This is a genomic window from Vibrio sp. B1FIG11, assembly GCF_905175335.1.
GTDB classification, from domain to species: domain Bacteria; phylum Pseudomonadota; class Gammaproteobacteria; order Enterobacterales; family Vibrionaceae; genus Vibrio; species Vibrio campbellii.
This window is the reverse complement of sequence record NZ_HG992752.1, coordinates 1,916,750-1,941,300: the sequence shown is the minus strand read 5'-3', so window position 1 is coordinate 1,941,300 and position 24,551 is coordinate 1,916,750. Positions and strand designations below refer to the sequence as shown.

20 protein-coding genes and 2 pseudogenes are annotated in these 24,551 nt (G+C 44.9%); 6 read left to right on the top strand and 16 right to left on the bottom strand.

Annotated elements, in window-relative coordinates; all coding sequences use genetic code 11:
- On the top strand, positions 1-1,125 hold the full coding sequence (locus tag KHO06_RS25330) for a M20 family metallopeptidase (protein ID WP_172581168.1): 1,125 nt from the start codon (positions 1-3) through the stop codon (positions 1,123-1,125).
- 221 nt (positions 1,126-1,346) lie between these two features.
- On the top strand, positions 1,347-1,721 hold the full coding sequence (locus KHO06_RS25325) for a YkvA family protein (protein WP_212582831.1): 375 nt from the start codon (positions 1,347-1,349) through the stop codon (positions 1,719-1,721).
- A gap of 99 nt (positions 1,722-1,820) precedes the next feature.
- On the opposite strand, the gene KHO06_RS25320 is transcribed toward KHO06_RS25325, so the two are convergent.
- The 4 genes and pseudogenes from KHO06_RS25320 to KHO06_RS25305 all read right to left on the bottom strand — a co-directional run bounded on the left by KHO06_RS25320 (position 1,821) and on the right by KHO06_RS25305 (position 6,465).
- Positions 1,821-3,125 carry a dicarboxylate/amino acid:cation symporter gene (locus tag KHO06_RS25320; RefSeq protein WP_005429278.1) on the bottom strand — a complete coding sequence of 435 codons (1,305 nt, stop codon included), beginning with the start codon at positions 3,123-3,125 and terminating at the stop codon, positions 1,821-1,823.
- A gap of 321 nt (positions 3,126-3,446) precedes the next feature.
- Positions 3,447-4,512: pseudogene (locus KHO06_RS26855) on the bottom strand (DUF4056 domain-containing protein).
- 9 nt (positions 4,513-4,521) lie between these two features.
- Positions 4,522-5,646: a BamA/TamA family outer membrane protein gene (locus tag KHO06_RS25310; protein WP_212582830.1), complete on the bottom strand. Its 1,125-nt coding sequence runs from the start codon at positions 5,644-5,646 to the stop codon at positions 4,522-4,524.
- Between the two features lie 12 nt (positions 5,647-5,658).
- Positions 5,659-6,465 (bottom strand): TonB-dependent receptor, encoded by an 807-nt coding sequence (locus tag KHO06_RS25305; protein WP_212582829.1) that lies wholly within the window; start codon positions 6,463-6,465, stop codon positions 5,659-5,661.
- A gap of 312 nt (positions 6,466-6,777) precedes the next feature.
- Here KHO06_RS25305 and KHO06_RS25300 point away from each other — a divergent pair, with 312 nt between their 5' ends.
- The gene (locus KHO06_RS25300; RefSeq protein ID WP_212583440.1) at positions 6,778-7,344 is read left to right on the top strand and encodes a TetR/AcrR family transcriptional regulator; all 567 of its coding nucleotides are present in this window, start codon (positions 6,778-6,780) and stop codon (positions 7,342-7,344) included.
- A 17-nt stretch (positions 7,345-7,361) separates the two neighbouring features.
- Here the strand turns inward: KHO06_RS25300 and KHO06_RS25295 are convergent, their stop codons facing one another.
- The 8 genes from KHO06_RS25295 to nfsA all read right to left on the bottom strand — a co-directional run bounded on the left by KHO06_RS25295 (position 7,362) and on the right by nfsA (position 18,243).
- Positions 7,362-8,633 carry a DUF1835 domain-containing protein gene (locus tag KHO06_RS25295; RefSeq protein ID WP_212582828.1) on the bottom strand — a complete coding sequence of 424 codons (1,272 nt, stop codon included), beginning with the start codon at positions 8,631-8,633 and terminating at the stop codon, positions 7,362-7,364.
- A 283-nt stretch (positions 8,634-8,916) separates the two neighbouring features.
- Positions 8,917-10,491 carry a hypothetical protein gene (locus KHO06_RS26700; protein WP_244858433.1) on the bottom strand — a complete coding sequence of 525 codons (1,575 nt, stop codon included), beginning with the start codon at positions 10,489-10,491 and terminating at the stop codon, positions 8,917-8,919.
- Positions 10,492-10,520: 29 nt separating this feature from the next.
- Positions 10,521-12,587: a hypothetical protein gene (locus KHO06_RS26695; RefSeq protein ID WP_244858432.1), complete on the bottom strand. Its 2,067-nt coding sequence runs from the start codon at positions 12,585-12,587 to the stop codon at positions 10,521-10,523.
- A 61-nt stretch (positions 12,588-12,648) separates the two neighbouring features.
- The gene (locus KHO06_RS26690; RefSeq protein WP_244858431.1) at positions 12,649-12,984 is read right to left on the bottom strand and encodes a hypothetical protein; all 336 of its coding nucleotides are present in this window, start codon (positions 12,982-12,984) and stop codon (positions 12,649-12,651) included.
- A gap of 182 nt (positions 12,985-13,166) precedes the next feature.
- Positions 13,167-15,317: a polysaccharide biosynthesis tyrosine autokinase gene (locus KHO06_RS25285; protein ID WP_212582827.1), complete on the bottom strand. Its 2,151-nt coding sequence runs from the start codon at positions 15,315-15,317 to the stop codon at positions 13,167-13,169.
- Between the two features lie 30 nt (positions 15,318-15,347).
- Positions 15,348-15,788: a phosphotyrosine protein phosphatase gene (locus KHO06_RS25280; protein ID WP_021018098.1), complete on the bottom strand. Its 441-nt coding sequence runs from the start codon at positions 15,786-15,788 to the stop codon at positions 15,348-15,350.
- 68 nt (positions 15,789-15,856) lie between these two features.
- Positions 15,857-16,978 (bottom strand): polysaccharide export protein, encoded by a 1,122-nt coding sequence (locus KHO06_RS25275; RefSeq protein ID WP_212582826.1) that lies wholly within the window; start codon positions 16,976-16,978, stop codon positions 15,857-15,859.
- 542 nt (positions 16,979-17,520) lie between these two features.
- The gene (nfsA, locus tag KHO06_RS25270; RefSeq protein ID WP_212582825.1) at positions 17,521-18,243 is read right to left on the bottom strand and encodes an oxygen-insensitive NADPH nitroreductase; all 723 of its coding nucleotides are present in this window, start codon (positions 18,241-18,243) and stop codon (positions 17,521-17,523) included.
- Positions 18,244-18,456: 213 nt separating this feature from the next.
- Here nfsA and KHO06_RS25265 point away from each other — a divergent pair, with 213 nt between their 5' ends.
- Complete coding sequence (locus tag KHO06_RS25265; protein WP_045383714.1) at positions 18,457-19,098, top strand: MarC family protein; 642 nt, start codon at positions 18,457-18,459, stop codon at positions 19,096-19,098.
- Between the two features lie 182 nt (positions 19,099-19,280).
- The gene (locus KHO06_RS25260) at positions 19,281-20,153 is read left to right on the top strand and encodes a patatin family protein (protein WP_212582824.1); all 873 of its coding nucleotides are present in this window, start codon (positions 19,281-19,283) and stop codon (positions 20,151-20,153) included.
- Between the two features lie 19 nt (positions 20,154-20,172).
- Here KHO06_RS25260 and KHO06_RS25255 read toward each other — a convergent pair whose 3' ends face one another.
- From KHO06_RS25255 to KHO06_RS25245, 3 genes are all read right to left on the bottom strand, one after another.
- Entirely contained in the window at positions 20,173-20,862 is a 690-nt protein-coding gene (locus KHO06_RS25255; RefSeq protein ID WP_045383721.1) for a flavin reductase, read from the bottom strand.
- Between the two features lie 44 nt (positions 20,863-20,906).
- Positions 20,907-21,407 (bottom strand): fasciclin domain-containing protein, encoded by a 501-nt coding sequence (locus tag KHO06_RS25250; RefSeq protein ID WP_079401478.1) that lies wholly within the window; start codon positions 21,405-21,407, stop codon positions 20,907-20,909.
- A 79-nt stretch (positions 21,408-21,486) separates the two neighbouring features.
- Positions 21,487-22,968, bottom strand: a complete 1,482-nt coding sequence (locus tag KHO06_RS25245; RefSeq protein WP_212582823.1) for a deoxyribodipyrimidine photo-lyase — start codon at positions 22,966-22,968, stop codon at positions 21,487-21,489.
- A gap of 108 nt (positions 22,969-23,076) precedes the next feature.
- Here KHO06_RS25245 and KHO06_RS26685 point away from each other — a divergent pair.
- Positions 23,077-23,381, top strand: a pseudogene (locus KHO06_RS26685) (DUF6482 family protein).
- A 57-nt stretch (positions 23,382-23,438) separates the two neighbouring features.
- Here KHO06_RS26685 and KHO06_RS25240 read toward each other — a convergent pair.
- Positions 23,439-24,419, bottom strand: a complete 981-nt coding sequence (locus KHO06_RS25240; RefSeq protein ID WP_212582822.1) for a rhodanese-related sulfurtransferase — start codon at positions 24,417-24,419, stop codon at positions 23,439-23,441.
- Positions 24,420-24,551: the final 132 nt, after the last annotated feature.

Sequence of the window (24,551 nt, the reverse complement as noted above, 5' to 3'; positions counted from 1 at the left end):
ATGCAATTCTCTCTCAATGAATATCTAGAAGAGCTACGTCCGCTAATCAATGTGGATTGTGGCACTTACACGACTGATGGTATCGAGTTCATCGCTTCTCAATTTGAAGAGAAGTACCAAGCGATGTCAGGTTGGAGCGTAAAACGCATCGACTGTGGCAGAGCGGGTGTTGGTCTTGAAGTTCGAAACAAGCCGGAAGCTGAACAAATCGACGTGATGCTGATTGGTCACATGGATACCGTGTTCCCTGTGGGTACTGCTGAGCTTCGTCCAATGTCTCAAGATGCAGAGAAAGCCTACGGTCCGGGCGTCTCGGACATGAAATCTGGGTTACTGAACATCGTATACGCGATGCGCAATCTAGACCAAGCGGTGTTGGATAAGCTGTCTATCGCTATCTGCATGAACCCAGATGAAGAGACGGGCTCTCTGGACTCTGTGGATTGGATTCAATCAGTTGCGAAAAACGCTAAGAATGTACTGGTTGCAGAAGCCGCACGTGCAGACGGTGGTTTAGTGAAAGCGCGTAAAGGCATGGCTCGCTACAAAATGACCTTTAATGGCGTTGCAGCTCACGCTGGTAACGAGCCAGAGAATGGCCGCAGCGCAATCACTGAGATGGCGAATTGGATTCTGGCTGTCAATGCAATGACCAACTTTGAATCTGGTACCACGTTGAACGTCGGTATTGTTTCTGGCGGTAACGGTGCGAACATCGTCCCTGAGCACGCTGAAGCGATCGTGGATGTGCGCTTCTGGAGCAATGAAGAATACGATGATGTCGACAGCAAGCTAAACGGCATGCTGGAAACACCATTCATTGATGGCGTGAGCATTGAGTTGGTTCGTGAAGCGTATAAGCCTTCTATGGTGCCAAGTGCGCAAACGGAAAGCCTGATGGCATTGGTTGAAGAAGCCGCAAGTGAACTGGCTATCGACATCAACTGGAAAGAAGTGGGTGGCGGCTCTGATGCAAACAACACGGCGATTCTAGGTGTTCCAACTTTGGATGGTCTAGGGCCTATCGGTGCGGGCTTCCACAGCGATCAAGAGTATTTGTTGCTTGAGTCTATCGAACCACGTATCAAAATGCTGATGCGTGTCCTGGAGAAGATTGCTCAATAAGGTATTCTGCTTCTAAAGCTCGGTTCGTAAAGCTTTTGGTTTCAAAACTTCTGATTCCCAAGACTTTTTGCTTCCAAGGCAATAATCCCCGGACTTCGGTTTGGGGATTTTTTTATCTAGCCAATTGGCTTCTTTTCTTCATTATCATTACTCGCTATTAATCCTACGTTCAGGTTCATCGCCTTAATATCTATGCCACAGTCATAAATTTAGGAGGCACGATGACCACAAGCATGTCTGTAAATTCGGCGTCCGATGACGCTTCAGATCAAACGATGCAAGCGCCAGATGAGAAAACCTTCTGGCGTAAAATGAAAAATTCCGTCAAGAAAGCAGGCGAAGAGATTGCGGTTATGGGCATTAAATCATGGCTCGCGATGGCAGATTCCAATACCTCTGTTCGCCACAAAGCGATCCTTGGTGGCGCGTTAGCTTACTTTGTTCTCCCCACTGATATGGTGCCAGACGTACTAGCAGGCGTCGGCTTTACCGATGACATGGCAGCATTGACTCTAGCGGCGAATTCTGTCGGCAATGCCATTACCGACGAGCATGAAGCGCAAGCGAGAGAAAAGCTGAGTTTGATGACGGAGTAAGGCAGCTATGACCTATTCTTTAGATTGCAGATAAAACAAAAGCCCCGATGTTTCCATCGGGGCTTTCATTTAGACAGGATAGTTTAATCGTAGAACGATTTAGGCGTCAGCACGTTTCAGATGCACTTCTTCTTCGGCTACGCCGGCCATTGGATCATTGAAGCGAGCTTCATCCAATGCACCTTCCGATTTAGCAACAATGATCGTCACTGCGCTGTCACCGGTGATGTTAACTGCGGTACGAATCATATCAAGTAGACGGTCAACACCCATGATAAGTGCAATGCCCTCTAGCGGCAGGCCTACTTGGTTCAATACCATTGCCAACATTACTAGACCAACACCAGGAACGCCTGCGGTACCGATAGACGCCAATGTTGCCGTCATGATAACCATTAGGTAGTCACCCATAGTTAGGTCGATGTTGAATGCCTGTGCGATGAACGCTGTCGCCACACCTTGCATGATCGCCGTGCCGTCCATGTTCACGGTTGCGCCTAGTGGCACTGTGAACGATGATACGCGGTTCTCAACACCCATGCGGTGCTTAGCTGTCTCCATTGTCACCGGAATGGTCGCATTCGATGATGCTGTAGAGAAAGCAAACATGATTGCGTCTTCCATCTTACGTAGGAACGTAATTGGGTTTAGACCAGTGAAGCCTTTTAGCATCAAGCTGTAAGTCACCAGACCGTGCAGCAATAGCGTACCTGCTAGTACAACAAAGTATTCAGCAAGGTTGAAGATTGCGCTTAGACCAAGACCTGTAAACAGCTTCGCCATTAGGAAGAACACACCGTAAGGCGCTAGGTTCATCAGAATCGCAACCAATTTCATGATCACTTCATTCAGATCAGAGAAGAAAGCGGCGATACGCTCACCAGGCTTACCTGCTGCACTGATTGCGATACCGAATAGTACGGCGAACACGATCACTTGCAGAGTTTTACCTTCTGCCATTGCGCTGATTGGGTTAGTCGGGAACATATCAATGATCACTTGACCCAAAGATGGCGCTTCTGCTGATTTGAATGAACTTGCTGCGGTTAGGTCTGCACCAGCGCCCGGCTGGAATAGCGTACCCATGGTTAGAGCAAGTGTGATTGCGATAGCAGTCGTTGCTACGTAGAAAGCAAGGGTTTTACCACCCATGCGACCTAATGTTGATAGGTCTTTTAGAGAGCTTGTACCACAAACTAGTGAAACGAACACCAGTGGTACTACAAGCATTTTTAAGCTGGCAACGAAGATCTGTCCACCAACTTCGAATAATCCATTAACAATGTATGCGTCGACAAATCCGTTGTCGGCGAAAAGTGTGCGAATTGCAAATCCTGTCAAGATACCCGCTACCATACCCAAAATTACGCGGCTGGTGAGCGACATCGGTTTCTTGGTATTCATGAGAACACTCCTTATAGTTATGCACCTTGAGTTCACTTCAAGGCGGCGAGCAGATTAGCAGTGGAGTGTGAAAATACGAAAGAATAATCGTCTAAATGGTTAATAGATGTGAAGCTAATCACTTTAAAAAATAGAATTTTAACCAAATGATAACTATATGGGCGGGTAAAAAGTTTGCCATTTAACAAATTTATCGAATTTACAACCGATAGAAAAGATTTCTTACATTCTCAAATGGTGGGAAACTGCATGCATAAAAGAGTGGTTTTAAGTGCCTAGTGCATAACTAGGCAGTACCTATTCATTTTATATAATGAGTCTTTAGTTGAGTGGTGGGCGTGTCTTGTTGTCGACAGAACGAGCGAAATCTGAAATCTGTTGGTAATCTACAGGTGTCCAAATTGATTTTGAGGTCAATGATTTAGGTAGCTCAGAGAAGGACTTTTCCTTGTCGTTTGCTCTAAACTCAACGCTCATCCATTGGTTGAGCGGCTGTTGGTTTGCAAAGGTTGCAGATAGTGAAAGTTCATGGCTCGCAGTAGGGTAGTTGGGTGTTAAACTCAAAGCCATATGGTAATCACGGAATCGAACCACCCACTTATCCGGTAGGCGTCTTGAGCTGTCCCACCAATCTCCATCAAGCTGCTGAATTTTCTCTTTAGTAATCGCTTTGGACTGGGCTTTGAGATCCTTAAGTGCTTGTTTAAAAGCGCTGTCCATTGCTTTCGAAAAGCCTTTTTGATCGAGTTCAGGGTTGTCCAGCAGGACTTGCTTGGCTAACTTTGCTCCAAGCATGTTGGAGTAAAGATCTTCAGATGAAAAGGCAGATGCCAACTCTTTAAATCCACTGACGGATACCATACCGAACCACTGAGCAATCTCATGCCATTGAGCAAGACGAAACGCGGTTAGCGCCGCAGCCTGAGCACTGCGATCGAGCTTTTCCTGTTCGCTGAGTTTCTCTTTTTTGTTCATACCAACGAATACGACGAACACGAAGTTCTTCAGGCAAGTCAAGATGCGCTGCGCGGCCGAGGTAATGTTGGTTGAGAGTAAACAGATAGTAGGTGTAATCGGCCGTATCACGAACGTGTGCCGTATCAATAAAGCCGCCTAGTTCGGTAAAGATAATGCCGTTAGCTTCTTCATTTAGGCCCAGCAAGCTGCCAGAGATTGACTCGCTGCCATCATTATAGTGGTGAGTACCCACTTCGTTACTGGATAAGACATTCTCGAGAGAGAAGAAAGGAACAGGCACACTTCCTAATTGCGCTTTGAGATCGACACCAAATGCACAACACGGCCTGACACCCACTGGTGCTTTCAATTCTTGTGCTTGGACAAACCCACTACAAAGGCTCAGTAGTAATAGTGCTGCTTTCTTCAAACCCTACTCCTAGAATGCTTCATTAATTTGGAAATAAAAACCGGTACTGTCTTTGCCTACGCCTAAATCGACGCGCACGTTAATACGTGCCTTAAAGGCAAATCGATAGCCAACTCCGACAGTCGGTAGCCAGCTACTTTCAAATAAGTCGTGATAAGTTGGTGCGATATTGCCGGCGCCTAGCCAACCAACCACACCATGGCGGCCAGCAATGGTATGGCGGATCTCTACTTGCGTTGAAAGCTGATGTTTATCGCGATATTGACCTTGGTAGTAACCACGCATGCGCTGGTCATCACCCAGCTGGGCGTAATCAAACCAAGGGGCGTCACCGAAAATCGATTGTGAATATACCTCCATTGCAACAATCGTCGTGTCAGACCATTGTTGGTAAAGGCGATAGTTGGCAACTAGGTTATCGTAATCTTCATCGCTACCGAGTGAATCGCGGTTGGCAATCCATTCAATATCGAGAAACTGCCCTTGCATTGGGTTTGGCTCGAAATCGCGCGTATCGTATTCCATCCCAAGTAACACGCCGCTGCTGGTGGCATTGGTGACTTCTGAAGGAAGAATATCGCCATCTACACCGTCTACTTTGTTGAATGATTGCCACTGCCAGCCGAGTTTAGCGTAAGTATTTGGTGCAATTTCTACGGCGACTTTTGGGCTCAGCTGTAACCGTTGGCCTTCGTATTGCACTTTATTACTATCGTTTTCAGCAGCTTGGCTGCCGATACCCCAATAGTATCCGGGAGTATGGCTGATCCACGCTTCACCCAGTAGACGTACTTTGTCACCCTTCAAATAGGTGCGGTTGTTTAACCCCAAGCCGTAAGAGCCAGAAGTTGAACCGTAAGATGTGACGGTGATGGTTGAGTACGGGTCGCCTTTCTGCCAGTCATAAGGGGTATACAAGCCCACCGCGGCAACGCCGATGCCAAATCCTTGCTCTGGATTGACGAATGGTCCCGGTAAGATGCCCCAGTCGATCAATTTCGACTCATCCACGGTTTCGCTAGAGCCTAGTTTGGTTAGGATGTCATCCACCAAACTGCTTTCGTCTTGCTGCATAGCAAAAACGTGTGGTGTGCAAAACAGTGCTGCAATGACTAGGGAATAAGAAGCTTTCATCTTCTCTTTACCTTAGAAACGGCGATCGAGAGAGAAGAAGATACTTTGACGGTCGCCAAAGCCAGCTTCGCCCAACAAATACCAGTCGTCATTAATCTGGTATTGCATGCCGGCAAGGGTGTTCCACTCAGATTCCAAGCGCTGCTTAACGTCAAAGCGACCAGACAGGTTGATGCCAGCTTGTTTTAATGTTCCGGATAATTCTTGCTCAACGTTTTGGTACATCGCACCGACCCAGAAACGCAGAGGTACGCCATTTTTATGGAAGTCGTAACCGACTCGTGGAGACACGACTATTGCATCGATAGCGCCATCGATAACATTCAAATTTGTTTGGGTGTAGCTGGCATCAACAAGAGCAAACAGTTGGTCGTAGCCTCCCGCTAATACGAAGCCACCACCATAGGTGTAACCATCGAGATCGAGACGAAAAGGGAATTCGCCCAACTGCTTGCCAAGCAGGTTGACTTTGACATTGGTTTCTGAATAGCCATCTAGCGTGCCCACTAAGCCATACACATTTAAGAATGGGAACAACCAAACGTCACCACGAAGTGTCATGACATCGCTGGCTTGTTTCCCCCCGCTGGCTTCCATTTTTAATAGTTTTTCTAAGCCATGTAATCCACTCAGAGAAATGGAGTCGACGTTGATGCCTTGTTCCATACTCATGTAGCTCAGGTTGACGCCAAAGGGCTTTGGTAAGTCATAACCGAGTGCTTCTGCTTTATCTTTCCAGATTGGCAGAGAAATCGAATCAGCGTTTGCCGTACCAGTAAGGAGGCAGGAAACGGCAACGAGCAAGGAGCGTAATTTCATAAGTTACTTCATTAAACGTGACGATCACAACAACACCAGGGGCCTTGTAATAAGGGCATCGACTCTGGAGTTTGTGTCACGGAAAAATCACAGCTTTATCTGACAGACAAAGCGCCACAGCGTGAGTTAAGAGTGATTCTATTTTGATATTTTTCTTAGGATCTTAACTTCGGCGAGCGCATCTTACTCCTAAAATTAAAAAAGTAAACTTCAAAGTATACTTTTGATTATTGTGCGCTATACTCTGCGTCCACTTACATGAGGTTGGTGAATCTAGAGCGATGAAACTGTCAGAAAAAAAAACGCTTAGCGCTGATTGAAGCGGCTCAACAGGAGTTTATTGAGCACGGTTTCAGTTGTGCCAATATGGACAGAGTATGTGAGCGAGCAGGGACGTCAAAGCGGACCTTATACCGTCATTTTGAAAGCAAAGATGTACTGTTTATTGAGTCGATTCAAAGTGTGCTCGAAACTCAGCGTGCGCGTTTGCAACTCAAGTATGCATCAGAGGTTAATGTCGAAACTCAGCTTAGAACTTATTTGCACGCCAAATTAGATTCGATGTATGAAGACTTTGGCTTACCACTGGCTAAAATGGTGATCAGTGAGTTTATGCGAACCCCAGAACTGGCAGAGAACTATTTGCATCAACTTCAACGCCAAGACGAATTGCTGGAGAATTGGTTTGCAGAGGCTATTGCAGATACCAAGGTTAAAGCGTACGACCCTGCAATGATGAGCAGCATGCTGATGTGCTTGTTAAAAGGAAACTGCTTGTGGCCTCAGTTGGTGGCCAATCAAGCGGTGCCAAGCGTCGAGCAGCGTAAGAAAATCGTCGAAGATATCCTTACGCTGTTTCTAGATGGCTACCGTTACTAGCTTGTAATCACTCTCATCTAATTAATAGATAAGTGGCGTAAGGTAGAAAGCTGGGTGTGATTCCATATCCAGCGGTTTTGTGCGTGGTTGTGGATCCCTCCGCTCCAGTAGTCCTGAATGAAAGCACCTTTCCCAATCAAACAAGTTTTGCCTCGCGAGCCTATACTGACTTCTTGCTCCCACCAATTCTTATCCAATGAATCAAAAGTGACCAGGGGATTGTCTGCTTGTGCCAGTGGCAACATCAAAGCATAAAACATCACGTCACCGAGAGTAGGAAGTGGTTCTCGTTGTTGGCTCTTCTGAAACCATTCTTTCACGGAAATTGGTGCGCTTTGCTCGTTCAATATCTGCAAAGCCAACTGTTGGGTGAAGCTCAACCCTGACTCTGAGTGTGGCAGTTCTTGAAGATGTCGAGTGATGACAGCTTTGATGTTCGGTAAACAATTCAGTTTATGATGCTCTAGCAAGTTAACGAGTGGCTGGGGTGTTGGAGAGAGTAAGGCATTCCAGCAGAGTTTAGCTTGGCTGAATAACTTGGCCGTCACAGGCTTTCGATACTGCCAACACGATCGAATCGCCTCTGCAGGAAGTTGCCCAAAGCCAATAAACCGCTCGGTTCCCGGAAACTGGTTGAATTCGATGATCTCAATGATTTTGCCTTCGGTTTCCTCTAGCAGAGAGAGCCCTCGAAGTAGCATGAATTGATCGTAGGCATCATGTTCAACCCAAAACACGATGCGCTCGAACTGATCATCAAGCAGGGTATTGATGTTGTTCTGCTCTGATTCGGCGATGTCTTGCACCGAGTCTTTTCGTCCCATCACGGGTAATAACGTATCAACGACATATTGTGCACGGATTGCGATAAAGGCCTTTTCATCATTTGGAATGGGGCCGATGCACAACGGATCAATCATGGGTAAGAAGTCACCCTCGAACCCACATGTCTTTAGTTGCTGTTGAATATCGTGCCCACAGCGGACGTGCAGTGTTGTTAGTTCGGCATCAAGTGGATTTGCTTGGTTGTTGATGGCGAGCTTGTGACTTTCTAGCTCTTCTACATGAGCTTTTAACTTGTTCCAACTGGGTAAGCCAAGCTCTCTAGCTAGGGCGTGTTGAACATCTGCAAGCTGGATAGACTCTGGCGTAAGGTTTTCTGGTTGGGAATGAAACAGTTTAACCTGCTCAAGTGCGTTGGCATCATTTTGGCGGATCGCTTTTAGACGCTTTTTCGCTACGGACTTTTGCTGGTTAAGATTAATAGAGAAGCTATTGTGAGATTGCATTTTTCACCTTTCTTATCTCTTCCACACTCGCCTTATTAGAAGTTTAAAAGAAGGTAAAAACAGATTGTTCCTGCTAACGAAAGCAGGGAAGTTGAGTTGCCATGAACCGAGTTCTTTCCGCGAGTGTTGGGTGCTTTAGGCTTGAGCTGTTTCAATGGTATGTAATCGAAAAGGGGTTCGCAACTTAGAATCATATAAACAAGCAAAACTGCTTTGGAACTCACATAAAAGTTCAAGTTTCCAAGCTGATAAGAAGCCCCGTGATACGCACGGGGCTTCATTGTTAATGAGGCATAAACTCGCCACCATCTTTCATTATCTTTTTCGCTATACGGTTCATGACACTAATGAAGAAGCGCCGAGCCAAACCATATTTAACGTTCGTTACCACGATACGACATAAGTTGTCTTTCTCATCAAAACCATAAAACACCTTCGCTCCACACTTATCGAGATAAATTGCAGCAACATTGTTGGCTTTTGTTTCATCTGGTTGAATGAGTGCTACGGGGGAGCTCTGTTTGACCGCATTTTTCCATAGCGATTTTTTTGATTGAGTCTCGGTTATGGTGTTTGTACTGCCAACGAGAAGCACTCGGCTTTTCACGCGCTGTTCCATAAAAGCGTAGGTTGGGTTTGAAGCATAGAACCACTGTGTCGGCTCGGCAGGAGTGACGTGTATTTCAGCGATTTCCAATTGGTTGTCTTTTGTATGACAGTGAACGGGCATCGGCTTTTCTGGCAACTTACAACCAAAGATCATTCCGTACGGCTTCGTTTTCGCATCCACAAAATCGAGAAGCCCCTGATTAAGGCAGATCGAACCAATATGAGAGCTTTCAAATGGTGCTTTTTGTTGAGCTTCTTCCAGTAGCGCCATTTGCCTAGGGCTATCATCGACGACATGGAACACTTTGTCCGCAAGCAAGTCGCCATTTGGATGATAAATTCGATATCGATAGACGCCGGTTGAGTTAGAACTTTTTTCGCCTAGGTTCCAAGTCAAACAGTTGGAGTGATTCAGCTGGATCGAAGACTCATATTCATGTGAGTAACCTCCAATTGAAGCTCTGTATGGGTGATCGATGCGAACTGTCAGGGCGACTTCAGGTTCATAACCGTCCTCGTCATCATCTTCTGGGAAATAGCCGATACGAAGTCCAAAACAACGTTGATCTTTCGCACGGACTAGGGTGGTTTGTTTTATTAATTCGCTTGGGTCATCATCTTCTGGAATATGGTAAATGCCCCAATCTAGCAACTCAAAAGGAGAAAGCGCGGCATGACGATACTTTCCAGCCTGTATATCTGCTACAAGCTGTTGGACTTTCAACGACGCGTGCTGCGCATATTCACTGATGAGTGTTGTGAACTCTGGGAGGTTAGCGACTAACTCAATAAACTTAAGTAGTTGGCTTATCTCCAATTGGTCTGTATAGCGCTTTAGATTGGTTTGTTTGGCAAACCAAGGCATCGCATCAACCCAATGCTGCTTAATTGCATACTTGAGTAAGACGATCAGTTGCGCATCGCGTTCATACAGTTGTTGACATAATTCAGGTAGAGAAAGCACTCGTTCATTCTCAAGCTGCTTCAACCCTAGACTAGGATTAAGAGCAAATAATCGCAAGAGGTTATCTTGGATGTGCGGTGAGGCTTTCCAATACAGTTCATCAATACCAGGAATTCCGTAACTGGTATCAAAATCACTGATGAAGTTAGTTGTTAGTGTATCCAGTAACGTTTGTAATTGCTCTGAGTTGAGCAATGTCGTTTGGGCGATCTGAGCAGTGATCCACTCTACTGTTTTGGATTGCTCTTTGGTGATGGCGTAACCATTAGGGTTACGACGTCCCATTTGTTCACTTCCGGTGTAGCGAATAGAGTCTAAGAGCGCTTCATGTAGTAACTGGTTTTGATATTTGGTCTTCGTTGCTCCAGCAGCTCGAAGAAGCGCAGCTCAGCATCCGGACGGAGTCGTTTAAGTGCTGATCGAACGTGCTGTTTGTTTTGTTCTGTTTGTTGCTGCGCTTCGAACTGATCGAAATATATGTCCATCAAACTGATTTCATCATCGTCTCTGCGATCGATTTGAGACAATAGTAATTCCAAGCGCCCAGTCAGTTTATCGATCTCTGAATGGTATTCTAAGTCATCGACAAATGAGTGTGATTGATCGCTTAACTCTCCATAACGATCGCAATAAAAATAAGACAGCATGCGAGTTACTTTCGCCGGAGCTGATGTCAACCAGAGTAAAAGTAAGCGATGGCAATAGATTTGCTCAGGAGTATTTTGTAGTGAGCCCCAAACATGAGCAGCGACTAATAGTTTCTGGGCTTTGTCGTCAAAGTCACGCAGAAACTCATAGTAAGGCTGATTTTTGTTGATTTGTCTGCTGTCACTGAGTTGTTCGATATTGCCTTTAAAAGATTTTAGCGTGACATCGAAATCATCGCTTTCATTGCTTAGAAATGCATCGACGATCTTCCAATCTTGTTTTGCTTGGGATTCCTCTTCCTCTGTGAGAGGAACGTATCGCCAACGTTTCTCAGCAGTCTCGATACAATGGAATCGACTGTTTTCACTCAAAGCGAGAAGAAGCTCTGACTTTAGGCTTGAGGCAAGTTTGCCCTCAAATGCTTCTGTCGCCCTGTCGTTGATACCGTGCTTTGTATCGTGGTAAAGCATGCCAGCACAGAAGGCCAGTTGACTGGCTAAGCTAAACTCGTCATCAAACGCGTCAGCCAATTGTTCGAGAAGATCAGTTGCCTCTTCACGATGTTTGTTCAATAACTCATGGGCAAGCTGGGTCTCTTTCTGGCGAATATTGTCTCGGTATGCACCACATTCTTTGACATAGTTTAGAAATTGCGCCTTCCAATCACCGTTATAACGTTGGGTGAAATCCTCATCACTTATGAGCTCAAAGTCGTGGACAAGCCCATGAGCCACATCGGCATGAAAAGACGCTTTGTTGTTCCAACAATGTAATACGTCAAACAAGCGCAAGATCTTTTGATTGTTTTCCGCTATCGCTGCGTCATCCAAGTCTTTATTGTGCCAATCGTATAAGATGTCACCGGCAATGGTCATCATCTCTTCGTGATAAGAGTCATAGCGGCCGAGGTAATATTCGAATTTCTCGGAGATATCGAAGTTACCTTTTCTCGCAGCGATTTGAATGTTACACGGTTCAATCACATCTAGGACTTGTGCACCTTCCCCACTCTCGATGTAATGCCAAATTGTTTTCCCTTCATCAAAACCTTCGGTAATGAATGACTTCCATTGCGCAATACCAGTGCCTCGATAATAGTAGTGATCACGGTAGTAGTCGTCTTCATTTTCGATGACTTTGGGTGGAACAATTGGACGACCCAGATATGCTTCGATCTCACTGGTAAGTGCCACCGCTGCTTGTTCTGCTGATGAGTCAATAAAGTTGCTCATCATCACCGCGTGGTAATCTACTTCATGATCATCGATATCAATGCCATGAATGGGCGACATGATGGAATAGATGAATCGGTCTACCGGGCGTTCAACATAGTAGCGAGAGTCATCTGTATATTGTAGGTAGTCTTGATCAGCAAAGCGCTGCTTCATTAAAGATCGAAATACTTCGAACTCGTGTGGCTTTTCGCGGAAGATTTTAAGTAATCCAGTGACTTGGCTACGAGTCGTTAGGTCGCTTGCACTCTCATGTTTAGAATCATCAAACATGTATCCTCGAGCAGCACTGTTATCACAGTAGCAAAATGCTTTCAGTGTATCGTGGGTATAACCCAAATGGTTTGTAAGAACCCCCAATGCAAACTCACCGTGGGGAGCGTGCTCACTGTCCCAATATGGGATGGTGTAACCGCCAAGATAAAAAGCCAAGCGAGGGAAGGTGAGCCCTACAATCAAAAGTGGTAACAACCCAAATACTTGTTCTTCAGATACCCACATCTCACTAGAGTCATTAAATTGTCTCGCGAGGTGGCAAATCAATTTAGCCGTTTCCTCTAATTCAGACTCTAGTGCTTGATGTTGACATGCTCGAAGAAAAAAACGCGCCTTCACTGGTTAAATAGGTGCTGTTTAATAACTGAGTTGGTTGAATATCGCTTTTGTACGAGTAGCCAACGTAAGCAAACATTTCTTGAGCAATTTTATTTTCAACCAATGAACCAATTTGATCGTCACACCCGTTATTTACTTGGAAGCGAACATGACAATGATCGTTATCAAAGGCATTTTCTTTCAGGAGGGCTTCTCGATAGTGTCTTAGGGCTTGGCGTAAAGATTCAAGAGATTGAGGGTCGTATTCCACGACCAGAGATTGGGTATCTAAAGCAACTGACATAATACTTGCACTACAACTGTTTACATAATGAGTGTGAGAATAATGAGGCATGGTATTGATGTCACTGAAAAGATGAAGATATTACTAAAGGTGACCGCTTAGATTTCTAATAGTGTGATAATTATTGAAAAAGCCCCGCGATAATTGCGGGGCTTGGCTTTTCACTTCAACGGGGAGTTAGATTATTCACTTTTGTAAGCGTAGTTGTAATAACCATAACCGTATGAGCTTGCGGCTTTCTTCTCTATTGCATTAAGAATGACGCCTTTTACTTCGACACCCGATTGTTCAAATCGGCTACGAGCGACTTCTAGTTCTTTCGATGTCGTTTGGTCAAATCGAGCAACCATAAGAGTGGTACCTGCAATCGCACCAACGATACTAGGATCAGTCACTGCTAATACTGGCGGTGTATCAATGATCACTAGGTCATACTCTTGTGATGCTTTTTCTACAAACTCAGCAAATCGTGGGTGCATCAAAAGCTCAGAAGGGTTTGGTGGTACTTGACCACGAGTAATTACATCTAAGTTCTCAACTTTAGTCGGCTTGATCACCATATCTTGACTAATCTTACCGCTTAAAAAGTCAGAAAGGCCGTTATCTGCCGCTAGGCCAAAACACTGTTGCAGATAACCTTTACGCATATCTGCGTCAACCAATAGTACCTTCTGGCCTGTCTTCGCCGCAACTGCTGCAAAGTTAGTTGAAACGAATGTTTTACCAATTGAGGGAGCAGGTCCAGAGATCATTAGAACGTTGTTTTTCGCTTCCATCATCGCAAAATGAAGGCTGGTACGAAGTCCACGTAATGATTCAATCGAGAGATCTGCAGGGTTCTCTTCTGCGAGTAGTAGTAAATCTTTATTGCTCTTACGCTTAAGTTTGTTCGCTACTTCTAGTTGTTGAACAGATTTGGGCACACTGGCATAAACAGAAATACCAGTTTGTTCAATCTCATCTGGAGAATTGACGCCGCGGTGGAATGCAGTTTTAACTAGAACGAAAGCTACGGCTACCATTCCGCCTAATAGCGTTGCTAGAACAACAATTAGAGGCTTCTTAGGTTTGACTGGAATTGCGTAAGACTGCGCACTATCGATAATACGTACGTTACCAACGGTACCTGCTTTAATAATGTTCAACTCTTGAACTTTGTTTAGAAGCTGGATGTAGATCTGTTGGTTCACTTCAACGTCACGTGTCATACGTAACACTTCACGTTGTGTCTTCGGCAACTTCTGTACTTGTCGGTTTAAACGAGCTTTTTCTTGCAGTAATGTCTGACGTTTATCCAATAGTGATTTGTATGCTGGGTGGTCTTGAGTGAACTTCTGACTGATTTCACTCTCTTTAAAGGTCAGTTCATTTAGCTGTGCTTCAAGAGCAACCATCACTTTGAGTGTTGATTGTGCTTCAAGGTTTAAGTCGATCGATTCGTTTTCTTGTCTAAAACGATTCAATACGTCCTCTGAGCCGTTAAGCTTATCTTTAATTTCTGGCAGGTGATCTTTCAAGAATTTTAAGCTTTGTTCTGCTTCTGCTGAATTTCTTCGCACATTTTGTAGGAAATAGTTTTGTACGACATCATTCAAGATTTGTTGGTTACGCTCAGGGTATTCGCCTTCAATACTCAGTGACACAATACCTGTTTTCGCACCACGTTCTGAAATAGACAGTTGTGAAGCTAATCGGTTGATCGCATCAAGCTTGCTAATTTTTCCGATAGAAAAACTGTCTTCATTTTGCGCAACCAGTTCACGTACTTTGATGTGGTAGCCATTCATTTCGATCGTTTGACCAACAACGCCAGATAGCACAATTTTATCTTCAATCATCAGATCAAAAGTACCTTTCTCTGCATCGCTCACTACAAGGTGATGCCTGAAGCCTTGCGCGGTGCGAGGTATCTCGAAACTTGATACTGAAATGTAATTTTGAGTGCCATTGATTCGAGCCAAACCTTTGCCAACAAAAGGAAAGTATTCCGGAGTGGCAATTGTTGTTAGGTTAAATTTATCGACGGTATCACCGAGGATCATACGTGACTTGATGATCTCAATTTCAGTCGTTGCTGAAGACTCAGCAGCAAAAAGGTCGCCCATATCGCCGACCATCGCCGAAATACCGCCGGAGCTTTTCTGTTCGATCTGAATTAGGGCATCAGCTTTGTAAATTGGTGTCGATAGCAACGCAACGGCAATACCGATTGTTGCAAAGAGAAGTGTAATGCCAACGATGAACCATTTCGCATCTATTAGTATGCCAAACAGTTTACCGAGATCGATTTCATCATCGGTGGGTGCAGATGAACTTATAGTGTGGTTAGCCATTATTTTTATGTTTCGCCAAGTAGTCTGAAGTTATATTTTTTTTGCCCATGCATGAGCGGACTTTTCAATCAGTGAGAACGCATGGTCGAATGCTTCTCTGCTCTGTCTGTATGGGTCTGGAATGTCGACAGAGTTCATCCAATGTCCAAATAGCATGGTTTTGCCTCTTGCTTCGGGAACGATTTCAGTCAGCGCATCAATATGCCCTTGTTCCATCACAAGGATGAGATCTTGCTTCGAGCATAGTTGTGCAGTCAGCTGCTGAGCCTTGTGGTCTTCTAAAGATAAACCTTTCTCTGATGCAATCAGCGTTGCAGTTTCATCTGCAGATCGTCCTATCAAGCGACTTTTTTCCACTGCAATCCCAGCTGACGCAATGGTTTTATTAGGAAGCAGTTGTTGAAGCATTCGTTCTGCTGTTGGGGAGCGGCAAATGTTACCAACGCAAACGACGAGAATGTTTGAAAACATAGATTGTTCCTTATCTATCACTATTGGAAAGAGCTTCTGTTTATAAAGCCCTTTCCAAATCACTCGAATTACGGCCAGTTTCTAACGCGTAGAACACCTTCTGTAAGCTCATTGAATCCTGAAATTGTTGGCACTAGCTGTGCGATCACACGGTTCCAACGACTGACTGGTGCAGCAGTAACATACACAATGTCGTAAGGTTCCAAATCAAATTCAGTACCAATCACTAACGCCGCTGCGTCAGAGACATCAAGTTGATAAATGTCGCCTAATGCTTGATTGTCTTGAGATTTTCTGATGACAAAAACGCCAGTTGCATCCGCAGAAAGTTGGTTGATACCACCAACATTGCTTAGAGCCTCGGTTAAGCTCATGCCTGCGCGATCCATTTTCAGTAGCTTAGGATCGTTAACTTCACCCATAACAAACACTTTTTGGGTGTCATTTCTTGGCACATGTACGATGTCGCCAGGTTGAAGTAATCGGTTCTCAGTAAGGTCACCCTCTTGCATTAGCGCATAGAGAGAAATGTTTTCGACTTTGCCTTGGCGTGTCAGTGTGACGTTACGCCAATCCGCATCTTCTGCTAGACCGCCAGCGCGGTTAACTGCATCAAGAAGCGTAAGTGGGATATTGGTGATAGGTTGTTGCCCTGGCTTGTTAACTTCGCCAGTGATGTAAGATTTCTTGGAACGAAATGCCGCAACACTCACATCCACTTGTGGGCTCTCAATGTACTTCGCCAATTTGTTAGCAATAATGGTACGAATTTGGCGAACATTTTTACCCGCAACTTCAACAATACCGATGTATGGATAGAAAATGGTGCCATCAGAATGCACCCAGTTACCCGCTTCTTCAGAGCTACGGTAAGAGCCTGCTGGAATAGTAAGTTCAGGGTGATCCCAAATAGTGATATTTAGAATATCGCCAGGACCTACTTCATACTCGTAAGCCGCGAGTTGTAGGTCAAGATTTGGGTTGGCTTTGGTCTCTACATCTGAACTTTTTAGCTGCGAGACTTTATCAAGAGTCAGTGGAAAGACGTTAAAATCTGCCGCCGTATTGGCGCTATTGTCTTCAACGATGTGTTTTCCACCCGTGGATAAGTGACTGCCCGGAACTGTACACCCGGCGAGAAGTACAGAGGAAAGGAGTAAACTACCTAGCTTTGTATAGTTGAAATTCATGCGTTTTCATTCATCTGACGTAAAGAGCGAGTTGCTAATAGCAACATTATTTAGCAACGCGCCATAATTTAATTGGGCATTATTATTAGGTTTAATTTATAGAATGCTCAATAGTAAACGGGTTGCATCTTGCGATGCGCACTCTAAAGAAATTTTTTTGGCGGGGCAATAGATGATAAATTAATGAAAATCCAGTTATATATGCAATTTTTCTATTTTATGCGAAGTATTCTGTGTTTGATTGATAAAACTATTTGGTAATTGGCTCTTATTTTTCGTATTGGCTCACGAAAACGTTTTTTTCTATAAATTACGCATTGCTATAAATTTGGTGAATTCACGGAATGAATTTATTTAATTTATCTTAAATTGTGACTTAGATCTTGTTGTATTCCATTAGTCAATACTAATTTGTTATGGTTTTGACAAGTTGATGGTGGTGTAGTGTCAAAAGTGGATTTTCATTCAAATAATTTGTGCAGAAATGCTAAAGGCCTCATTCGAGGCCTTTTTTGATCTTTCTTGATTAGCGAAATATTTTATTAGCGTTTAGCCAACCCCTTGCTATTCAAATAAGGCAGAATATGAGGTCGCGACTCACCAGCAAGCTTCCCAGTGACTTCTTGTGACCATGCACTCTGTTTTTGATTACTTGTACGGCTTGCGTAGTATTCTTGCATGGTTTTATCGTAGGTTTGTACATCGTCAACGTTAAGTGCTTGGTATTGATTTTCATGAACAATCACATGTGCTGGCAGACGTGGCTTTGTTTCTGGACTTTGGTCCGGGTGGCCCAAGCACATACCAAACAGAATGGCGGTATTTTTAGGTAAACCGAGCAGTTCATCCACTTGTGCGGCGCTGTTCCTTAACCCACCAATGTATACACCACCTAGTCCCATAGACTCGGCAGTAAGCAAACAATTTTGCGCCATGATGCCAGAGTCCACTGCGCCAATCAGAGTTAATTCAGTAAAGTCGGCTTGAACGTCTGGATTGATAGTGGTGTGACGCTGGTAATCAATACAAAACACCAAAAATTCTGCGGCACTTTCAACGTAAGCTTGGTTGCCAGCGTATTGCGCTAACAGTTTGCGCTTTTCTGTATCTGTTACTCGAATGATCGACACGACTTGCAGCATGCTCGAAGAAGAGGCAGCTAGCCCCGATTGGAGAATCGTTTGTAGTTGCTCATTTTCAATTGGCTCAGAGGTGAACTTACGAATAGAGCGATGACCGAGAATGGTTTCAATCGTACTGTTCATGATGAATCAACTTCCTTAGCTTGTTGTTGGTATTGGCTGAATCTTCACCATAACGCTATTTATATTAGGCGTAAACCAATAGGGCTCTCAAGTTCGCGCTAGTGGGTAACAGATAACAATCATGGATAATGATGCGAACATAAAGTGACGTTATTTATAAAGTTGGGTATATAATGATTTTTAATAATCAATAAGTTACCGAATGTGGAGAACATGAAAGAGCTGATACTTCATACGGTCACAGTGTTTATGGGCTTTTTTGCCATCATGAACCCGATCGCCAATATCCCTATCTTTTTGAGCTTAACGGCGGATGAAGATAAACAAACGGTTCGATCAATTGCGTTTCGTTCTGTTTTCATCGCCTTTGTTATCGTGGCTGTGTTTGCTGTTGCAGGCAAAGTGATTTTCGACTTGTTCGGCATTACGTTATACGCACTGCGTATTACCGGTGGTATTTTGGTGTTTTTGATTGGTTTCCATATGCTTCAGGGGGAATCAACGCATCAAAAAACCAAAGAAAAGGCTTATTCACCAGAGCAAGAGCGAGCAGCACTTAGCATTGCCGTTTCGCCATTAGCAATGCCTATCTTGGCAGGGCCCGGTACGATTGCTACCGCAATGAACTTTGCTACTGCTGGTGGGTTCGACCAAACCATCATTACAATTGCGTCGTTCGCCGTATTGTGTGCGATCACTTATGTGCTGTTTTTATTTGGTGACAAGCTGGTTAAAGCCGTTGGTCCAAGTGCATTGAATGTGATCACCAAAATGATGGGTTTGATCCTAGCCGTGATTGGTACCCAAATGTTTATTGATGGCGCAGCAGAGGCGTATAAAACCGTTTTTTCTTAACCCCCGTTTCTACTGCTTAGAATCCACATTGACTACTCAGTTGATGTGGATTTTTTGATCCTAAGTTTCCACTTAAAAAGCAAGAAACACATAGACTTCGCCTATCTCAATAATAAGAATAACCAATTGTTGCTGTAGCACGAATTTCAGTAACCTTTTCAGAGCAACTATTGGGGGGAAACATGGCAACAAAAGCAATCGTAGTCGAAGGTGGTGCAATGCGTGGTGTCTTTGCTAGCGGCGTATTAGATGCATTCTTAGAACAAGACTACAAACCATTTGATTTTGCGATTGGCGTATCGGCAGGGGCTTCAAATTTGATCGGTTATTTGACCGATTACCCGCACCGTAGCATCAACGTCATTACTAAATTAGCAACCAGCAAACGCTTTTTCGATCCTACTCGTTTTTTAAAAGGCGGTGATTTGATCGATGTGAAATGGTTGTTTGAAGAATCAAATCGTTTGTACCCAGTCGATGAAGCGAAACTGTTTGAAGGCATTCCTTTCTTAGCGGCGACAACGAACGTAAATACGGGTAAGGCGGATTATTACCGTGTGAACCGCCATAACTTTCATAAAGCGATGGAAGCGACGACGGCACTGCCTATTGCTTACAAACACACTCCTTGTTTCTCTGGTGGTTGTTATACCGATGGTGGTGTGGCGGACTCTATTCCTGTTCGAGAAGCATACCGCCGTGGTGCTCGTGACATAACAGTGGTTCTCTCACACCCGTTGGCTTACGAGAAAAAGCCGGTGAAAACGCCTTGGTTAATGAAGAAGTTGTTCGCTGAGCATCCACAGATGGCAGAGGCAATGCTGCACCGTTCAGAGAACTACAATGAATCGCTAGATTTCATTCGTAACCCTCCAAAAGACACGCACATTCGCGTTATCGCACCGCCGGATGAATTCAGTGTACAGCGTCTATCAATGCGCCAGTCGGTATTGCTAGAAGGTTACGAAATGGGATTGGAAGCAGGGCGCGCTCACCTTACCAACCGGACCGGTGAACACGGCTTAGACAGAGAAAACTGCCGCTTCTGTATTTAGCTTTTGATATCTAAAGAAGTTAGTCCATATCGACTTCAAGTGCTCCCCAAGATGAAGGCTCTCCTTCTCTCGTTAGAGGGAATAGGCGAGAGTCTGGTTTGGCGTAACTTAACCTATGCAGACGTTGCGTGACGTGGTAGCTGTCCAGCCCGGAAATGGTCACTAAGTCGAGCAGTTCCAAATCGAGATAACCATCGGGCATGATGGCTCTTTCAGGTGCGTGCACCGTCAACACTTCACCAATCAACATCTCTGTCTGATTGCTTTCGATCTTGATGTGCTCTCTCAACACCAACCCCATTTTGAGATTGCTCTCCAGGACGAATGGCGCAGGAAACGCATCATCGTAGTAAGGAGTAAGTCCTACCGCTTCAAACTCAGATATCTGTTTTGGATAGCGGGCGGAGGTCTGATGTGCTTTTTGGACGAAATCGACGCCGATGGCATTAATGGTGAAGTGCTTGGTATCGAGGATGTTTTCTAATGTATGACGACGGCTTTTGCGTGGACGAACAATAAAACCAAACAGTGGTGGATGTGAGCCTAAGTGGATCACAGAGCTTACGATAGCCAGGTTCTCTTGTCCTTGCCTGTCTCTTGTTCCGATGAGGTTCGCGCTTTTGTATCCCGCAAGGGAGTTGACCAATCGAGTTCTTTGGCGCTGCTCCATCGTTTGTATATCGTGCTTTGAGAGTTTGATGTTTTCCATGTCCTAAAAAGGGGCGAGAAACCTCGCCCTTCCATGTTGTGTCGCTATTTCGGCATGATGACGGTGTCGATCACGTGTATCACACCATTCTTGGCTTTAACGTCAGTCGCAATGACAGTTGCGTTGTTTACCATGACTTTGTCGCCCATGGTTTTTATCATCACGTCTTGTCCTTGCACTGTCGTCGCTTTATTCATTTTGACCACGTCTGCGGCCATCACTTTTCCCGGAACTACATGGTAAGTGAGAATCGCAACCAGCTTATCTTTGTTCTCGGGCATGAGTAGCATTTCGACTGTTCCATCTGGAAGCTTAGCAAATGCTTCATCCGTGGGAGCAAACACAGTGAATGGACCTTTACCTTTCAGCGTATCCACTAAGCCTGCGGCTTTGACTGCTGCGACCAACGTATTGAACGAGCCATTTGCTGCAGCCACATCAACGATGTCTTCTTTCATCATTCCATGTTCATGTGCTTTCGCTGGCAGTAAAAAAGTTAGGGTTGCGAACAAAACCGTGGTCGTAACCAAGATGCGTTTCAACATAATGCGTTCCTTTTGTTGTTTGGGTACTGCTCTCTCCCTGATAAAGTCCCTGTTTGTACGCACGCCTTTTTCTTGGCGATCAACTGGCTTTCTTTTTATTAGAAGGACGGACGTGCTGAGCTAAAATGCGTGTGCCTTCCACTTTTACGTCGACACGTTTTCGCCAAGCCCATAAGCGTTCTCTGGCTGCTTTCGCACTCGCTTCTAAATCGATTGTTGGAGCGAGGTATTTTGAATCCGGTTCTAACTGGTACATCACGACTTCCATTGCGTTCATTTTCCAAGGTTCAAACAACAGTGGGGTGGGTACCTTAGCGAGCTCCGGAATCCATTTATGAATGAATTCACCATCTGTATCGTGTTCTTGTGCTTGTTTCGTCGGATTGTAGATACGGATGGTATTGGTGCCAGTCACGCCAGCCTGCATTTGAAATTGTGGATAATGGATACCCGGCTCAAAGTCGAGAAATAGCTGCGCTAGATGAGTTACGCCATCGCGCCAGTCCATGTTCATATGATGTGTTAAAAAGCTCACTAACATCGCACGCATGCGAAAGTTGATGTATCCGGTGTGATGAAGGCAGCGCATACAGGCATCGACGAGAGGTATGCCAGTGATTCCCTCCTTCCAAGCATCTAGTCGGATTGGGTCGTTGTTGCTCGCTTGGCGAAGCAAAGGGTCATAGGCTTGGTTCACACAGCGAAATTCCATCTCACATTCAGATTCAAACTTCTGCATAAAATGACAATGCCAATGAAGCCTTGAAGACAACGCAATTAGGCTGCGACGAAACCCCGTCACTTGCCAATGTTGCAAGAGGTACTGATACACTTCTCGAAGCGAAATATTACCCCATGCAAGATAGGGAGAGAGGCGAGTACAGGCTGTCCGAGATGCAGTCGGGCTAGAAATACTTCGGTAGTAATCTCGTCCTCGGCGTTGAAAAAAGTCTTCCAATGTTTGCCAAGCGAGTGAGCTCCCGCCAGTTTGCATGCCTTTTACTTTTTCTAACCAAGAAGGGGGAGGAGTAAAGGTGAAACCTAGCGCTTCGACATCGAGAGTAATAAGAGAAGCGCTTTCAAGTTCAACCTCTTCTATCGGAGAACGCATAACGGTATCCCAATGTTTGTCCCAGCCGAATCGATCTTTTGCGCCTCGCACAACTGCGCCATGTTCAAACTCATGCCATAGAATGCCTTGTGCTTGAAGCCATACAGATACTTGTTTGTCTCGCTCAAACGTACAATTCAATCCAATTTCTTGATGGGAGAAAACGGCATTGATGCTGAATTGGTTTTGAATCGCACTCAAACAATCCCGAGCATTGCCAAACATTACTGAGACTTTTTGATCATGTTGGGCAAGCTGTGCGTTCATGTCTTGAATTGATTGCCAAACAAAGCGCCAATGACGTTCGGAGTAATGTGGGTCATCCAGCAGCATGGGCTCAAAAATATAGAGCAGCACTGTTGGATTCTCAGAAGACAGAGCATGCTGCAAAGGGAGGTGGTCGGTCAGGCGTAAGTCGCGTTTTAGCCATACTAAGTTGATTGTGTGCATCGGAGCCCTCACTGGTTTTCCGATTTCTACGCATGAGGAGGCAAATTTCTCACTCGGTGATCGATTTTATTGCAGCTGACGTAGAGGCACGGAGCAAGGAGGTGCTTTATGTCTATGCCACTCAGTAAACTGGAAAATTTTTCTATATCGACAAGCTTGTCATCCACTCTCTCGAGCTCGCTTTGTATCAAGTCTCGGTTCTAGTCGACGGGGAGGAACACTTTGTTACTGATGATAAAGGGAAGTTTTTAAGGGCGCATTCGATATTGGAGTTGCAAAAGCAATGTCGTAACTTGAAAGTGAACAAACAGGTGCTTCGCCAGCAAAGTGCCTATGATGAAATGGTTGGGCAGCCAAGTAGGATTGGTACGAATGAGCTGGAAGTGTTGCTGAAAGACAACGAGCTCTATTGAAATTAGATTGAAAGATGGGAAAGTGCGAGCTCAGTTTGTTAGCTCGCACCTCACTAATTACGCTTGTTTACGCTGAGCGTCTTTCTTCGCCAGTTTTTCTGCGCGTCGTTGCTCACGTTGTTTAGCACTCTCACCGCCGACGTGCTGCTCGCCACGAACCGCAGCTAACGACACTTGCTTTTCACGTTCGCGGAAGCGCGCTACCTGTTCTTCGCTGTGTTTACCGAAACATTTTGGGCAGCTTACGCCTTGCTCAAACTGCTCAGATTGTTTGTCCTCTTCCGTGATTGGCAATCGGCAAGCGTTACACAAGTCGTAGTCTGCTTTTTCCAGCTGGTGGTTAACTGCAACGCGACCGTCGAATACGTAGCAGTCGCCTTCCCACATGCTTTCTTCTTCTGGCACATCCTCAAGGTATTTCAGAATACCGCCTTCTAGGTGGTATACCTCATCAAAGCCCTGCTCTTTCATGTAAGCGGTCGACTTTTCGCAACGAATACCACCAGTACAGAACATCGCGACTTTTTTGTGTTTCTCTGGGTCCATGTTTTGTTTTACATAGTCAGGAAATCCACGGAATGTGTCAGTATTTGGGTTAACTGCACCTTTAAATGTTCCGATCTCGATTTCATAGTCGTTACGAGTATCAACCACAAATACCTCTGGATCAGCAATCAGATCGTTCCAATCTTGAGGCTTCACATAGGTGCCAACGACATGGCGAGGATCGATGCCTTCAACGCCCAATGTCACGATCTCTTTCTTGAGTTTTACCTTGGTGCGGTTAAACGGTTGAGTATCTGAGTATGACTCTTTGTAAACAATGCCATTAAGGCGAGGCTCGTCATTTAGCCATGCAAGCAGTGTATCAATACCTTCACGTTTCGCTGCAACCGTACCGTTAATACCTTCACTCGCCAGTAGCAACGTTCCATGTACACCGTGGGCTTCCATTAGGGCAAGCAATGGCTCGCGTAACTCTTGGTAGTTTTCCAGTTCCACAAACTTATACAGGGCGCAGACAACATACTGACTCATGATTATTCCTTACTTTAAGGTTCGATGGTTCGACACGTCGCTAGTTTGACGACTCGATACCTAACAATTTTAGCGGCTCGGAGTATACCTGAGTAATTTAGTCGGAAATACGGACAAACTATGCGGATATTT